The sequence below is a fragment of the Allobosea sp. FW305-C-101 genome, from assembly GCF_058783685.1.
On sequence record NZ_JBYSYT010000007.1, the window covers coordinates 123058 to 136822 of the forward strand.

General features: G+C 67.1%; 14 protein-coding genes. 6 read left to right on the forward strand and 8 right to left on the reverse strand.

Going from position 1 to position 13765, the window contains the following annotated elements:
• The first annotated feature begins 36 nt into the window (after window positions 1-36).
• The 5 genes from AC3WMA_RS23525 to AC3WMA_RS23545 all read left to right on the forward strand — a co-directional run bounded on the left by AC3WMA_RS23525 (window position 37) and on the right by AC3WMA_RS23545 (window position 6081).
• The gene (locus tag AC3WMA_RS23525; RefSeq protein WP_492287697.1) at window positions 37-1647 is read left to right on the forward strand and encodes a GMC family oxidoreductase; all 1611 of its coding nucleotides are present in this window, start codon (window positions 37-39) and stop codon (window positions 1645-1647) included.
• Window positions 1648-1703: 56 nt separating this feature from the next.
• A complete protein-coding gene (locus AC3WMA_RS23530; protein ID WP_336812156.1) occupies window positions 1704-2048 on the forward strand; it encodes a RidA family protein in 345 nt (114 codons plus the stop codon).
• 92 nt (window positions 2049-2140) lie between these two features.
• Window positions 2141-3508, forward strand: a complete 1368-nt coding sequence (locus tag AC3WMA_RS23535; RefSeq protein ID WP_492287698.1) for a glutamine synthetase family protein — start codon at window positions 2141-2143, stop codon at window positions 3506-3508.
• 45 nt (window positions 3509-3553) lie between these two features.
• A complete protein-coding gene (locus tag AC3WMA_RS23540; RefSeq protein WP_492287699.1) occupies window positions 3554-4936 on the forward strand; it encodes an aldehyde dehydrogenase family protein in 1383 nt (460 codons plus the stop codon).
• Window positions 4936-6081 carry an iron-containing alcohol dehydrogenase gene (locus AC3WMA_RS23545; protein ID WP_492287700.1) on the forward strand — a complete coding sequence of 382 codons (1146 nt, stop codon included), beginning with the start codon at window positions 4936-4938 and terminating at the stop codon, window positions 6079-6081. The genes AC3WMA_RS23540 and AC3WMA_RS23545 overlap by 1 nt, the downstream gene beginning before the upstream one ends.
• Before the next feature lie 15 nt (window positions 6082-6096).
• Here the strand turns inward: AC3WMA_RS23545 and AC3WMA_RS23550 are convergent, their stop codons facing one another.
• Genes AC3WMA_RS23550 through AC3WMA_RS23565 form a run of 4 tightly spaced genes read right to left on the reverse strand, consistent with a single transcriptional unit; the run spans window position 6097 to window position 8713 of the window.
• A complete protein-coding gene (locus tag AC3WMA_RS23550) occupies window positions 6097-6738 on the reverse strand; it encodes a CDP-alcohol phosphatidyltransferase family protein (RefSeq protein ID WP_492287701.1) in 642 nt (213 codons plus the stop codon).
• Between the two features lie 3 nt (window positions 6739-6741).
• On the reverse strand, window positions 6742-7131 hold the full coding sequence (locus AC3WMA_RS23555) for a hypothetical protein (RefSeq protein ID WP_492287702.1): 390 nt from the start codon (window positions 7129-7131) through the stop codon (window positions 6742-6744).
• Entirely contained in the window at window positions 7128-8078 is a 951-nt protein-coding gene (locus tag AC3WMA_RS23560; protein ID WP_492287703.1) for a phosphatidate cytidylyltransferase, read from the reverse strand. The genes AC3WMA_RS23555 and AC3WMA_RS23560 overlap by 4 nt, the downstream gene beginning before the upstream one ends.
• Entirely contained in the window at window positions 8075-8713 is a 639-nt protein-coding gene (locus AC3WMA_RS23565) for a lysophospholipid acyltransferase family protein (RefSeq protein ID WP_492287704.1), read from the reverse strand. The genes AC3WMA_RS23560 and AC3WMA_RS23565 overlap by 4 nt, the downstream gene beginning before the upstream one ends.
• Window positions 8714-8861: 148 nt before the next feature.
• Here AC3WMA_RS23565 and AC3WMA_RS23570 point away from each other — a divergent pair, with 148 nt between their 5' ends.
• Window positions 8862-9578, forward strand: a complete 717-nt coding sequence (locus AC3WMA_RS23570; protein WP_492287705.1) for a GntR family transcriptional regulator — start codon at window positions 8862-8864, stop codon at window positions 9576-9578.
• A 5-nt stretch (window positions 9579-9583) separates the two neighbouring features.
• Here AC3WMA_RS23570 and AC3WMA_RS23575 read toward each other — a convergent pair whose 3' ends face one another.
• From AC3WMA_RS23575 to prpB, 4 genes are all read right to left on the reverse strand, one after another.
• Window positions 9584-11104, reverse strand: a complete 1521-nt coding sequence (locus AC3WMA_RS23575; protein ID WP_492287706.1) for a tripartite tricarboxylate transporter permease — start codon at window positions 11102-11104, stop codon at window positions 9584-9586.
• Window positions 11105-11107: 3 nt separating this feature from the next.
• Window positions 11108-11593, reverse strand: coding sequence for a tripartite tricarboxylate transporter TctB family protein (locus AC3WMA_RS23580; RefSeq protein WP_492287707.1), 486 nt, complete (start codon window positions 11591-11593; stop codon window positions 11108-11110).
• A gap of 179 nt (window positions 11594-11772) precedes the next feature.
• Entirely contained in the window at window positions 11773-12723 is a 951-nt protein-coding gene (locus tag AC3WMA_RS23585; RefSeq protein ID WP_492287708.1) for a Bug family tripartite tricarboxylate transporter substrate binding protein, read from the reverse strand.
• A 105-nt stretch (window positions 12724-12828) separates the two neighbouring features.
• Entirely contained in the window at window positions 12829-13761 is a 933-nt protein-coding gene (prpB, locus tag AC3WMA_RS23590) for a methylisocitrate lyase (protein WP_492287709.1), read from the reverse strand.
• Window positions 13762-13765 lie beyond the last annotated feature (4 nt).

Below are 13765 nucleotides of genomic sequence, written 5' to 3' on the forward strand. Positions count from 1 at the left end.
CCAGATTGCCCTTGCAGCATCGGCAGGACGATCATCTTGACGGAATGGGACGTGATCATCGTCGGTGCAGGTTCGGCCGGCTGCGTGCTGGCCGGGCGGCTTGCCGAAGCCGGCCAGGGCTCGATCCTGGTGATCGAAGCCGGGCCGCGCGATCTCAGTCCCTGGGTCCATCTGCCGATCGGCTACGGCAAGACCTTCTATCATCGCCGCATGAACTGGATGTACCGGACCACGCCGCAAGCCGGGCTGGACGGGCGGGAGATCTACCAGCCGCGCGGCAAGGTCGTCGGCGGCTCCAGCGCGATCAACGCGATGGTCTATGCCCGGGGCCAGGCCGAGGATTTCGACGAGTGGAAGCGGCTCGGCAATCCCGGCTGGGGCTGGGCCGAGGTGCTCGCCGCCTATAAGCGCATGGAAGACCATGCGCTGGGTTCCTCCATCTGGCATGGTGCAGGCGGCCCGCTCCATGTCGAGAACGTCGCGGCTGAAGTTCACCCGCTGACTCCGCTCTTCGTCAGGGCGGCCGGCGAAGCGGGCCTGCGCTTCAACCCGGACCTGAACGGCGCGACCAGCGAGGGCGCCGGCTTCTACCAGATCACCACGCGCGACGGCCGGCGCGAGTCGGCCGCACGCGCCTTCCTGCATCCGGCAAGGCGGCGCGGGCGCGTGAAACTCGAAACCGACATGCAGGTCACGCGTATCCTGTTCGATGGGCGGCGCGCTGTCGGTGTCGAGGCACGGCGCGGCGGCGAGACCTTGCGCTTCGGCGCCCGCAGGGAGGTCGTCCTCTCCGGCGGCGCATTCAACTCGCCGCAACTGCTCCAGCTTTCAGGCATCGGGCCTGCCGAACTGTTGAAACAGCACGGCATTATGCCGCTGCTCGACCAGCCGGCGGTCGGACGCAACCTGCAGGACCATCTCTGCTACGACCATGTCTATCGCTCGAAGCGGCCGAGCCTGAACGATGCGCTGCTCTCCTGGCCTTCCCGTATCGGCATGGCCGCCAACTATCTGCTGCGGCGGCGCGGGCCGCTCTCGCTCAGCGTCAACCAGGGCGGCGGCTTCTACCGCACAAGGCCGGAGCTGACCCGGCCGGACATGCAGCTCTATTTCTCGCCGCTGAGCTATGAGCGCGCCGTGCCGGGCGTGCGCGCGCTGATGAAGCCCGACCCCTTCCCCGGCTTCAGCTTGAGCGTCTCGCCCTGCCGCCCGCTCAGCCGCGGCCATGTCGCGATCCGCTCACCCGACCCGCAGGTCGCACCGGAGATCGCGCCCAACTACCTCGCCGAGCCCGAGGACCTGCGCATCCTGCTGGACGGTGCGCGCTTCCTGCACCGGCTCGCCGCGACGCCGACGCTCTCGGCCGTGATCGATGCTGCGATCCGGCCGGGGCCGGAGTCGGCCGACGAGGAGGCGCATATCGCCGCCATCCGCGCAAACGCCTATTCAGTCTTCCACCCCTGCGGGACCTGCCGGATGGGGCCCGATGCAAGCGACGCCGTCGTCGATGCCAAGTTGCGGGTGCATGGCATCGGAGGCTTGCGCGTCGTCGATGCCTCGATCTTCCCGACCATTCCCTCGGGCAACATCAACGCGCCGGCCATGATGGTCGGCGAGCGCGCCGCCGCCCTGATGGCGGAAGGCTGAGAGCGAATTCCCTGCCCCGCCGGCCGTCGCCGGCATCATTCCCCGGAGGACACACCATGATCACGCGCCATGAAGTAACCGGACGATTGAGCAAGGTGCTCGTCGCCAACGGCTTCGCCTTTCTCTCCGGCCTCACCGCAGCCGACCGCAGCGGCGGCGTGCGCGAGCAGACGGCCGACATCCTCAAGCAGATCGACGGCTATCTGGCGATGGCCGGCACGGACAAGACCCGCATCGTCGTCGCCAATATCTGGCTGAAGGACATCGCGAATTTCAACGAGATGAACGCCGCCTGGGAAGCCTGGGTCGATCCGGCGCAGCCGCCGGCCCGCGCCACCGTCGAGTCGCGCCTGGCGGCCGAGAACATCCTGGTCGAGATCCAGGTCCAGGCGCTGGTCTGATCTCTGCATAAACCGCACGGGGACATGCGAGCCGGCTATTCCGCCGGACGCATTCCCGTGTGAAGATCGCGCATCGGAGATGGATGACCGGCATGACGCAAGCCTACACGTTCGACGCTCTGAAGCAGGATGTCGCCGCCGGCCGCATCGATACCGTGCTGGCCTGTCTCGTCGACATGCAGGGGCGCCTGATGGGCAAGCGCTTTCATGCCGCCTTCTTCGTGGAAAGCGGGCATCAGGAGACGCATAGCTGCAATTACCTGCTCGCCACCGACATGGAGATGGAAACCGTATCCGGCTATGCAGCGACAAGCTGGGCCGCCGGCTATGGCGACTACACGATGAAGCCGGACCTCTCGACGCTGTGCCGCGTGCCATGGCTCGAAGGGACGGCGCTCGTGCTCTGCGACGTGCTCGACCATCACGGCCATGACATCCCGCATTCGCCCCGCGCGGTGCTGAAGAAGCAGGTGAAGCGGCTCGAAGCCATGGGCCTCAAGGCCTATATGGCGACCGAGCTCGAATTCTTCCTGTTCGACCAGAGCTACGAGAATGCCTGCGCCAGCGGCTATCGCGATCTCAAGACTGCGAGCAGCTATAACGAGGATTACCACATCTTCCAGACGACCAAGGAAGAGGCGGTGATGCGGGCGATCCGCAACGGCTTGCAGGGCGCCGGCATCCCGGTCGAGAACTCCAAGGGCGAGGCTTCGGCCGGGCAGGAAGAAATCAACGTCCGCTATGCCGACGCGCTGACGATGGCGGACCGGCACGCGATCATCAAGAACGCCTGCAAGGAGATCGCCTGGTCGCAGGGCAAGTCGATCACCTTCCTCGCCAAGTGGAGCAACGCGCATGCCGGCTCCTCCTCGCACATCCACCAGTCGCTCTGGAGCGCCGACGGCAAGACGCCGCATTTCCTCGATGCGCAGGCACCGCACGGCATGTCGCCGCTGATGCGGAACTATGTGGCGGGACTTCTCGCCCACGCTTCAGACATCACCGGCTTCCTCGCGCCCTATATCAACTCCTACAAGCGCTTCGTCGCCGGCACCTTCGCGCCGACCAAGGCGGTCTGGAGCGCCGATAATCGCACCGCCGGCTACCGGCTCTGCGGCGCCGGCACCAAGGGCATCCGCATCGAATGCCGGGTCGGCGGCTCCGACCTCAACCCCTATCTCGCCATGGCGGCGCTGCTCGCCGCCGGCATCGACGGCATCGAGAAAAAGATGGAGCTGGAAGAGGCCTTCGTCGGCGATGCCTATGGCAGCCGTGACATCCGCGAGATCCCGAAGACCCTGCGTGACGCGACAACCGCTCTGAAGGGCTCGGCGATGTTGCGCAAGGCCTTCGGCGACGACGTGATCGACCACTATGTCCGCGCCGCCGAATGGGAGCAGGAGGAATACGACCGCCGGATCACCGATTGGGAAGTGAAGCGCGGCTTCGAACGCGCCTGAACCGGCTCCCTCCCGTAAAGAATCTCAGACAGACGGATAGTGACGATGACGATGATCCGATGCGTGTCGCCGGTGGACGGCTCGGTCTATGCCGAGCGGCCGGCTCTCAGCCTCGACGAGGCCAAGGCCGTGGTCGCGCGCGCCCGCAAGGCGCGGAAGGCCTGGGCGAAGCGCCCGCTCGACGAGCGCATCGCGCTGGTGCTCAAGGGCGTCGCGAGGCTCAACGAGATGGGCGACGAAGTGGTGACCGAACTCGCCTGGCAGATGGGCCGGCCGGTCAAATACGGCGGCGAATTCAAGGGCTTCAACGAGCGCTCGAACTACATGGCCTCGATCGCCGGCGAAGCGCTGGCGCCACTCGTGATCGAGGACAGCGCCGCCTTCAAGCGCTCTATCGCGCGCGAGCCGCATGGCGTCGTCTTCGTCATCGCGCCATGGAACTACCCCTATATGACCGCGATCAACTCGGTCGCGCCGGCGCTGATCGCCGGCAATGCGGTCGTGCTCAAGCATGCCAGCCAGACATTGCTCACCGGCGAGCGATTGGCGCGCGCCTTCCACGAGGCGGGCGTGCCGGAAGAGGTCTTCGCCAATGTCTTCCTCGACCATGAGACCTCGTCGCGACTGATCGCCGAGAAGCAGTTCGACTTCATCAACTTCACCGGCTCGGTCGCGGGCGGGCAGGCGATCGAGCGTGCGGCGGCCGGCACCTTCACCGGGATCGGACTGGAGCTCGGCGGCAAGGACCCCGGCTATGTCATGGAGGATGCCGATCTCGACAAGGCCGTCGACACGCTGATGGACGGCGCGACCTTCAATTCCGGGCAATGCTGCTGCGGCATCGAGCGCATCTATGTCCACGAGAGCCTCTACGACGCCTTCGTCGAGAAATCGGTCGCCTGGGTCTCGAACTACCGGCTGGGCAATCCGCTCGATCCTGAAACCTCGCTCGGCCCGATGGCGCATAAGCGCTTCGCGCAGGTGGTGCGCGAGCAGATCGCGGAAGCGACCGCGAAGGGCGCGCGGGCGCTGGTCGATCCCAAGCTCTTCCCGCAGGACGATGGCGGCGCCTATCTCGCGCCGCAGGTCCTGGTCGATGTCGATCATTCCATGACGATCATGCGCGAGGAGACCTTCGGCCCGGCGGTCGGCATCATGAAGGTGCGCGATGACGCAGAAGCCCTCGCGCTGATGAACGATTCCAAATACGGCTTGACCGCCTCGCTCTGGACCGGCGATGCCGAGCGCGCCGCGCGGCTGGGCGAGCAGATCGAAACCGGCACGGTCTTCATGAACCGCGCCGATTATCTCGACCCGGCCCTGTGCTGGACCGGAGTCAAGGAGACCGGCCGCGGCGGCTCGCTCTCGATCATCGGCTTCCACAACCTCACCCGTCCGAAATCCTACCATCTGAAGAGAGCTGGCTGATGCCGATCACCGCGAACTGGAGCTATCCGACCGCCGTCAAGCTGGGCGCCGGGCGGATCAGGGAACTGGCCGATCACTGCAAGGCGCTCGGCATGAAGCGACCGCTGCTCGTCACCGATCGCGGGCTCGCGAGCATGGCGATCACCGCCAACGCGCTCGACATCCTCGAGGCCGGCGGGCTTGGCCGGGCGATCTTCGCCGATGTCGATCCCAACCCGAACGAGCGCAATCTCGACGACGGCGTCCGCGCCTTCAAGGCGGGCGGGCATGACGGCGTCGTCGCCTTCGGCGGCGGCTCGGGCCTCGATCTCGGCAAATGCGTGGCCTTCATGGCCGGCCAGACGCGGCCCGTCTGGGATTTCGAGGATATCGGCGACTGGTGGACGCGCGCCTCGATCGAGGGCATCGCGCCGATCGTCGCGGTGCCGACCACGGCCGGGACCGGCTCCGAGGTCGGGCGCGCCTCGGTCATCACCAATTCGCAGACCCACACCAAGAAGATCATCTTCCACCCGAAATTCCTGCCAGGCGTGACGATCTGCGACCCTGAACTCACCGTCGGCATGCCCAAGGCGATTACGGCCGGAACCGGCATGGACGCCTTCGCGCATTGCCTGGAGGCCTATTCCTCGCCCTTCTTCCATCCGATGAGCCAGGGCATCGCGCTCGAAGGCATGCGGCTGGTGAAGACCTATCTGCCGCGCGCCTACACGGACGGCAGCGATATCGAGGCGCGCACGCAGATGATGGCCGCCGCCGCGATGGGCGCCGTCGCCTTCCAGAAGGGGCTGGGCGCGATCCATTCGCTTTCCCACCCGGTCGGCGCGGTCTACCACACCCATCACGGCACCACGAACGCGGTGGTGATGCCGCCGGTGCTGCGCTTCAACCGACCGGCGATCGAGGAGAAGATCGCAGCGGCCGCCGCCTATCTCGGCATCACTGGGGGCTTCGACGGCTTCTATGATTTCGTGCTGGGCTTACGCTCCGATCTCGGCATCCCCGACAAGCTCGGCGCGCTCGGCGTCGGCACCGACCGGATCGACGAGCTGGCCGAGGCCGCCGTGGCTGACCCCTCGACCGGCGGCAACCCGGTGGAGTTGACGGTCGATGCGGCGCGCAAGCTGCTGATCGAGTCGATCTGAGATCGATGGACGCTATCAGCCGGCGCGCAGCCTACGGACGATGTTCGCGGCGCGCCGGATTGTGGTGATCGCGGCGCCGACAGCAATCAGCCAGAGCGCGCCGATGAGCACCTGATTGTGGCTGCTCCAGAGCGGCTCCGCCAGCGACAGCAGGGCGGCAGCCGTAATCACCGCCATGCGGTGCTGCTTGGCCATCGGCCCCGAGAAATCCGCCGGCAAGCCGCAATTGCGGCCGAGCTCGCGGGTGTAGGCGGTCAGTACCGCGAATGCCGCCGCCGCCCAGCCCAGAGCCGGCTGGCCCACACCATAGCCGGCGCCGACAAGGATCAGGATATCGGCGACGCGGTCGGGGAACTCGTTCCAGAACGGCCCGTCAGGCGCCTGCTTGCCGCCCTCGATCGCCACCATCCCGTCGAAGAGATTGCAGAGCAACCGGAACTGGCAGAACAGCGCCGCGGCCAGAAACAGGGCAACGCGCGAGCCGCCGGTAGCCGCACCCGCCTGCCAGAAGGCGACGCCTGCGACCGCCGCCATCGCCATGCTCGCCATCGAGATCTGGTTCGGCGTCACGGAAGCCGTGCTGAGGCGGCGCGCGATCACGCGGGCCCAGCCGGAATCGCGGCTGGCGAGCGGGCGGCGGTTCTCGTCCTGCGCCATGATTCAGGCCTTCCGGATGCGCCAGAGCGAATAGTTGTAGAGCGCGGCATAGCTCGTCGCGACGGTGAGCGGCACGGCAATGGTCTTAGCAATCTCGGGCGTGCCATTGAGCGTGTGCAGGATCGTCAGCAATGTCGCGGAGACGAGGCCGGCGATCACGGGCGGCGCCAGCAGCGCGGTGAGGCCGGAGAAGCGGCTGGCGAGATATTCGATGCAGCGCTTGAGGACCAGCGTGATCGTGGCCGAGATCGCACCCTGCAGCAGCCCCGCCTGGAGCGGCGCCGGCATCGGATGAGCGCGGTTGGCGAAGGCCGCCCAGCTTCCCATGGCGAGGAAGGCGAAGCCGACATGGACGATGCTGCTCCGCATCAGGCGCGCGAGCGGTCCGCTCATACGGCGGACCAGCCGTAGCGGACGAGATGGAAGAAGATCGGCGCCGAGAAGACAACGGAGTCGAGCCGGTCGATGAAGCCGCCATGGCCGGCGATCAGGTGGCCCCAGTCCTTGACGCCGCGATCACGCTTGATCGCGGACATCACGAGCCCGCCGAAGAAGCCCATCAGGACAATGACCAGCGCAAGGAAAGCCGCCTGAAGGGCTGTGAACGGCGTCATCCAGGACAGGCCGGCGCCGACGGCGGTGGCGCTCAGCGCCCCGCCGACGAAGCCCTCGACCGTCTTCGAAGGCGAGAGCTTCGGCGCGATCTTGTTGCGGCCCAGAAGCTTGCCCCAGACATATTGCAGCACGTCGCTGATCTGCACGACGATGACGAGGAAGGCGATGAGCAGGACGTTGCGGCCGTCATAGCCGGCAATCTGAAGGCTGAGCAGCGCCGGGACATGCGAGGTGGCGAAGACGCAGATCATCAGCGCCCATTGCACCTCGGCGATGCGCACGAGGAAATGGTCGGTATCGCCCCGCGCCGCGGCGATGATCGGCATCAGCAGGAAGGCGTAGACCGGGATGAAGATCGAATAGAGCCCATACCACTCGATCCAGATCAGGTAATACTGCACCGGCAGCACGACGAAGAAGGCCGCGGCCAGCGCCCAGTGATCGGCCCGGCGCGTATCCGTCAGCGTGATGAATTCGCGCAGCGCCGCGAAGGAACAGAAGCCGAAGAGCAGGGTCACGCCGGTCTTGCCGCCGATCAGCGCGAGCCCCATCAGCACGACCATGACCCACCAGGCCCGGATGCGATCGTTCAGGTTCTCGATCACGGTATTGGAGCCATCCGGCGAGAGCCGGCGCTCGAGCACGAAGCCGATGGTCGAGGCGAGGACGAGGACGCCGAGGATGCCGGCGAGCACGGCCACGAGATCGGGATGCGGCATCGTCATGACGCGTTCGCCTTCGGGGACAGGGCGAGCAGCGCCGCTTCGGCCCGCGCCAGGAAATCGGGCTTCATCTCGCCGTCAGCGAGGCGCAACGGCGCGCCGAAAGTGACCGTGCAGATCAGCGGGATCGGCACGAACTCGCCCTTCGGCATGACGCGGTTGAGATTGTCGATCCAGGCCGGTACGAGCGCCACGTTCGGCCGCGCCTGCGCCAGATGGAACAAGCCGCTCTTGAACGGCAGCAGGCGCGCCTCGGTGGTGTTGCGCGTGCCCTCCGGGAAGACGATCAGCGAGGAGCCGGCATCGAGCGCCTCGGTCATCTGCGCGATCGGGTCGTTGGTGCGGCTCTCGCGATCGCGGTCGATCAGCACGGCATTGAAGACGTCGCAGCCGATGAAGCGGCGGAGGTCGCTTTTCAGCCAGTAATCGCTGCCGGCGACGGGCCGGGTCGAAAAGCGCCGGCGCCGCGGCAGCACCGTCCAGATCAGGACGAAATCACCGTGGCTGGCATGGTTGGCGAAATAGATGCGCTGCTCGTCGCTGGGCTCGACACCCGCCCAGCGGCCACGAACGGCTGTGATGAAGCGAGCGAAGAAGAGGATGAGCGCGCCCGCCAGACCTGCCGCTATCCCACGCATTCCGCTGGTCCCGCCCTCGTTAGCCACCCAGACGAGGTAGCGCCTGTCACCGGCCCTGTCGATATCGGCGGCCAGGCGATGAACAGGCTCGGCAATTGCGGCTGCTGCGCTATACTCCGCACAACAGAAGCAGATAGGCACCCGCTCGATGCTGGCCGAGACTTTGCCCCCCGCGAGCGTGGGCGTCACCGTCAAACTCTATGACGATCTCACCTCGGCCATCGTCTCCGGGGAGATCGCGCCCGGCGCCAAGTTGAGCGAGCCGGCGATCGCCCGCCATTTCGGCGTCAGCCGTGCGCCGGTGCGCGAGGCGATCCGGCGCCTGCAGGAGCGCGGGCTCGTCACCTATGTCGCGAACCAGGGCGCCCGCGTCGCCGAGCCGAGCGCGGCCGAGTTCCTCGCGCTCCTCGACGTGCGCGAGGCGACCGAGGGCATGGCCGCCCGCCTCGCGGCCGAAAGCATGAGCGATGACGAGATCGCGGCGCTGGAAGCGCTGGTCACCGGCCATCGCGACGAGATCGAGCGCAACCCGATGGGCGCCTATCTCCAGGACGAACCCGAGGCGGATTTCCACCGCCGGATCGCCAAGGGCAGCGGCAACCCGATCCTGGCCGAACTGCTCTGCGAGCAGTTCTATCCGCGCCTGCGCCTGTGCCGGCGCCTGCATTCCACCGTGCCGGGGCGCGGCCGCGAGGCGTGGCGCGAGCATATGCGGATCACCGAGGCGATCAGCCATCGCGACGGCGAGCTCGCCGAAATCCTGATGCGACGCCATATCCGTGCCGCGCGCATGGCGCTTCAGGCGGCGCTTACGGCAAGCGAGAGCGCCAAGCCGGGAAAGCGTCGCAACGGCGCCAAGCGCTGACCGCCTCAGCCGGTAGCAGTAGCCGACTGCCCCTCCGCCTCGGCGCGACGACGGCGATAGGCGAGCAAGGGCGGCACGATCAGGATCAGAGCCGCGATCCCGAGCAGCGTCGCCGCGATCGGCGTGCCGACCAGCACGCTCCAGTCGCCCTGGCTGACGGCGAGCGCGCGCCGGAGCTGGATTTCTGCCTGCGGGCCGAGGATCAGACCGATCAGGGCCGGCGCAATCGGGAAGTCGTGGACGCGCGCGACATAGCCGACGAGGCCAAGGCCGCACATCAGCGCGAGGTCCATCCAGGAGGTCGAGAGGCCCCAGACGCCGACCATCGCGAAGACGACGATGCCGCCATAAATGTAGTGCCGGGGGATCAGCAAAAGCCGAACCCAGATGCCGACCAGCGGCAGGTTGAGGATCAAGAGGATGACGTTGCCGATGTAGAGCGAGGCGATCAGGCCCCAGAGCAGATCGGGATTGGTCGCGAAGAGCAGCGGGCCGGGCTGGAGGCCGTAATTCTGGAAGGCGGCGAGCAGGACGGCCGCCGTCGCGGTCGAGGGCAGGCCGAGCGTCAGGAGCGGCACGAGGATGCCGGCAGCAGCCGCGTTGTTGGCGGCCTCCGGTCCCGCGACGCCCTCGATCGCGCCCTGCCCGAATTCCTCGGGATGCTTGGTCAGGCGGCGCTCCAGCGCATAGGAGAGGAAGGTCGGGATTTCCGTCCCGCCGGCCGGCAGCGCCCCGATCGGGAAGCCGATGATGCTGCCGCGCAGCCAGGGCTTCCAGGAGCGCTTCCAGTCCTGCCTCGTCATCCAGCTGCCGCCGGAGAGCGGGTTGATCGCGGCCGGCGCAGCGCTGTGCCGGCTCGCGACATAGAGCGTCTCGCCGATGGCGAAGAGCGAGACCAGCACCACCGTGAACGAGATGCCGTCGAGCAGTTCGAGCGAGCCGAAGACCATGCGGGTCTGGCCAGTCTGGGTGTCGATGCCGATGGTGCCGAGCGCGAGCCCGAAGAACAGGGCGGCGAAGCCGCGCACCATCGAGCGCCCCATCACCACGGCGACCGAGGTGAAGGACAGCATCATCAGCGCGAAGTAATCCTCGGGGCCGAAGACGAAGGCGAGCTCAGCGATAGCGGGCGCGAGGAAGGTCAGCGCCAGCGTGCCGATCGTGCCGGCGACGAAGGAGCCGATCGCGGCCGTCGCCAGCGCCGCGGCGCCGCGGCCGCGCCGGGCCATGCGGTTGCCTTCGAGCGCCGTCATCACCGAGCCGCTCTCGCCCGGCGTGTTCAGCAGGATCGAGGTGGTCGAGCCGCCATAGAGCGCGCCATAGAGGATGCCGGCGAACATGATGAAGGCCGAGGCCGGATTGACCTGCGCGGTGACGGGCAGGAGCAGCGCGATGGTCAGCGCCGGGCCGATGCCGGGCAGGACGCCGACCGCCGTGCCGAGGCCGCAGCCGATGAAGGCCCAGAACAGGTTCATCGGCTGCAAGGCAACCGCGAACCCGCCGAGCAACTGGTTCAGGATGTCCATGCTCTAGCCCAGCAGCGGGAAGAAGGGGCCAAGGCTGATACCGAGGCGAGAGAAGCCGAGCCAGGCAAGGCTGGCGATCAGCGCGCCGATGCCGAGATCGAGCAAGGTGCGCCGCGAGCCGAAGGCATGGGTCACCAGCGTGAAGGCCAGCATCGCGCTGAACGGAAAACCGAGCCAGCGGATCGTCAGCAAGGGCACGCCGACGCCGGCCAGTGCCATCAGGAAGGCGGGGCGCGAGAACGGCGCCTCCTCCTCATCCTCGCTGGCCGGCGCCAACTGCCCCTTCAGCGCCTGCACGATCAGCAGGAAGCCGAGCAGGACGAGGCCGAGCCCGACGGCAAGCACGATCGCGGCCGGCCCGACACCGACATAGTTCGTGGTCGAGGCGATGCTGCGTGCGCCATTGAGCCAGAGCGCGCCCATGACCAGGATGGCGAGCCCGAGCCACCAGGGTCGCCCGCCGCCGCCCGCAACGGAATTGGTCTTCATCGACGACATCTGCCTTGCCCGCCCTTCGCGATGGATGGCGGGCGGCGCTCAGGTGCGCCGCCCGGCTTCGACGGAGGCTGGAGGATCGAACTGAATATCTTATTCAGTTCGATCCTCCAGCTCTTTGATCTTGCATCGGCTTTGCCCGAAAACCGCGGACCACTTTTCGGGCCGATGCTCTATTTCAGGATGCCGACTTCCTTGAGCGCGCTGGTCCAGTTCGCTTCCTCGCTCTTGAGGAAGGCATTGAAGGCGTCGCCCGGCAGATAGGCGTCCTCCCAGCCTTGCGTCTTCAGCGTCTCCTTCCACTCCTTGGTGGCGTGGAGCTTGGCGAAGCGGTCGAGCCAGTTCTTCTTGGCGGCGTCGCTCATGCCGGGCGCGCCGACAAAGCCGCGCCAGTTGCCGATTTCGACCGGGATGCCGGCTTCCTTCAGCGTCGGGGCGTTGAGGCCTTCGACCCGCGTCGGGCCGGAGGTCGCGATGATGCGGATGCGGCCGGATTCGGCGAAGGCGCGGAATTCCGAGGCACCGGAGATCGCCGCCTTGATCTTGCCGCCGCCCAGCGCAGCCAGGATCTCGCCGCCGGAGAAGGCGACGAAGTTGATCTTCGCGACGGGCGCACCGGCATGCTTGGCAAGCAGCGCCAGCATGACATGGTCGGCACCGCCGGCCGAGCCGCCACCGACCGAGAGCGCGCCGGGATCAGCCTTGAGCGCGGCGATGAAGTCCGCCGGGGTCTTGATCGGCGAGTTCGCGGGCACGGCGATGGCATTGTACTCGTTGGTCAGGCGCAAGAGCGGCGTCGTGTCCTTGAGCGAGACCGGCGTCTGGTTGGTGATGACGCCGCCGACCATAATGACGCCGGTAACCAGCAGGGCATTGTCGTCGCCCTTGGCGGTGCGGACGAATTCGGCGAGGCCGATCGTGCCGGCGGCACCACCCTTGTTGGTGAAGGACGCTCCGTCCGTGAAGACCTTGGACTGGGCGAAGGCCGCCATGGTGTGACGTCCGGCCCCGTCCCAGCCGCCGCCGGGATTGGCGGGGATCATCACCTTGGCCGGTTCAGCCAGGGCCGTACCAGCGCCGAGCCCCAAGGCCAGAACGCCGGCCATCGTCAAACGCTTCAGCATCTTTCATCTCCTCCCGTTGTCGTTACGCCGCCCTTTTCGAGCTGGTCGTTTCTTGCCGCGTCATTTGCGGTTCGGGCGCCAGGTCGTTCCGGCGCCCTCATGTCCTCATGCACTGCGTTCGCGTTGCGGCATGCCTTCCGGCGCGATCGTCGCGACGATCGAGGCGTCGAGCGCCTCGTAATCGGCGAGCCCGATCGTCTTGTAGAGCTCGACCCGCGTCTGCATCTGGTCGACCATCGCATGGGTGCCGCCGTCGCGGGCGAGCGCCGCGTAGAGCTTTTCCTGCGCCTTGTTGGCGACGCGCAGTGACGAGACCGGCCAGATCACCATGCGGTAGCCCATCGCCTCGAACTCCGAGGCTGTGAAGAAGGGCGTACGGCCGAACTCGGTCATGTTGGCGAGGAGCGGCACGCCGGGCATGCGGCGGGCGAACTCGCGGAACATCTCGGCCGTGGTCAGCGCTTCCGGGAAGATCGCATCAGCGCCGGCCTCAAGGTAAAGCTTGGCGCGCTCGACCGCGCCGTCGATGCCCTCGCTCGCGGCGGCATCGGTGCGGGCGATGACGTAGAGGTGGCGGCGGGCCCTGGCGGCAGCCGCGACCTTCGCCGCCATGTCATGGGCGTCGGCGAGCTTCTTGTCGTTGAGATGGCCGCATTTCTTCGGCAGCAGCTGATCCTCGATATGGACGGCGCCGGCGCCGGCCTCCTCGAAGACGCGGACCATGTGCATGACATTGAGCGCCTCGCCATAGCCGGTATCGCCATCGACCAGGAGCGGCAGGCCCGAGGCCCGCGCGATCTGGCGGATGAAGAAAGCGACCTCGTCGACAGTGATCATCCCGAGATCGGGAATTCCCATCGAGGCGGTCATCGCCGCACCCGAGAGATACAGGCCCTCGAAGCCGGCCATTCTGGCCTGAATCCCGGCCATGCCGTTATGGGCGCCGGGGAGGCGCGCGATGCCGCCGCGCTCGACCAACGCCCGGAAGCGCTGGCCGGCGGGCTCGGATGGAATATCGGAGGCGACGAGATAGGGCATGGGC

What these genes read in the sequence shown, in the direction of transcription:
- AC3WMA_RS23580 (WP_492287707.1), bottom strand. Translation starts at nt 11,593, where the DNA reads ATGAAGACCAATTCCGTTGCGGGCGGCGGCGGGCGACCCTGGTGGCTC.
- AC3WMA_RS23575 (WP_492287706.1), bottom strand. Translation starts at nt 11,104, where the DNA reads ATGGACATCCTGAACCAGTTGCTCGGCGGGTTCGCGGTTGCCTTGCAG.
- prpB (WP_492287709.1), bottom strand. Translation starts at nt 13,761, where the DNA reads ATGCCCTATCTCGTCGCCTCCGATATTCCATCCGAGCCCGCCGGCCAG.
- AC3WMA_RS23555 (WP_492287702.1), bottom strand. Translation starts at nt 7,131, where the DNA reads ATGAGCGGACCGCTCGCGCGCCTGATGCGGAGCAGCATCGTCCATGTC.
- AC3WMA_RS23570 (WP_492287705.1), top strand. Translation starts at nt 8,862, where the DNA reads ATGCTGGCCGAGACTTTGCCCCCCGCGAGCGTGGGCGTCACCGTCAAA.
- AC3WMA_RS23535 (WP_492287698.1), top strand. Translation starts at nt 2,141, where the DNA reads ATGACGCAAGCCTACACGTTCGACGCTCTGAAGCAGGATGTCGCCGCC.
- AC3WMA_RS23550 (WP_492287701.1), bottom strand. Translation starts at nt 6,738, where the DNA reads ATGGCGCAGGACGAGAACCGCCGCCCGCTCGCCAGCCGCGATTCCGGC.
- AC3WMA_RS23585 (WP_492287708.1), bottom strand. Translation starts at nt 12,723, where the DNA reads ATGCTGAAGCGTTTGACGATGGCCGGCGTTCTGGCCTTGGGGCTCGGC.
- AC3WMA_RS23540 (WP_492287699.1), top strand. Translation starts at nt 3,554, where the DNA reads ATGACGATGATCCGATGCGTGTCGCCGGTGGACGGCTCGGTCTATGCC.
- AC3WMA_RS23530 (WP_336812156.1), top strand. Translation starts at nt 1,704, where the DNA reads ATGATCACGCGCCATGAAGTAACCGGACGATTGAGCAAGGTGCTCGTC.
- AC3WMA_RS23565 (WP_492287704.1), bottom strand. Translation starts at nt 8,713, where the DNA reads ATGCGTGGGATAGCGGCAGGTCTGGCGGGCGCGCTCATCCTCTTCTTC.
- AC3WMA_RS23545 (WP_492287700.1), top strand. Translation starts at nt 4,936, where the DNA reads ATGCCGATCACCGCGAACTGGAGCTATCCGACCGCCGTCAAGCTGGGC.
- AC3WMA_RS23560 (WP_492287703.1), bottom strand. Translation starts at nt 8,078, where the DNA reads ATGACGATGCCGCATCCCGATCTCGTGGCCGTGCTCGCCGGCATCCTC.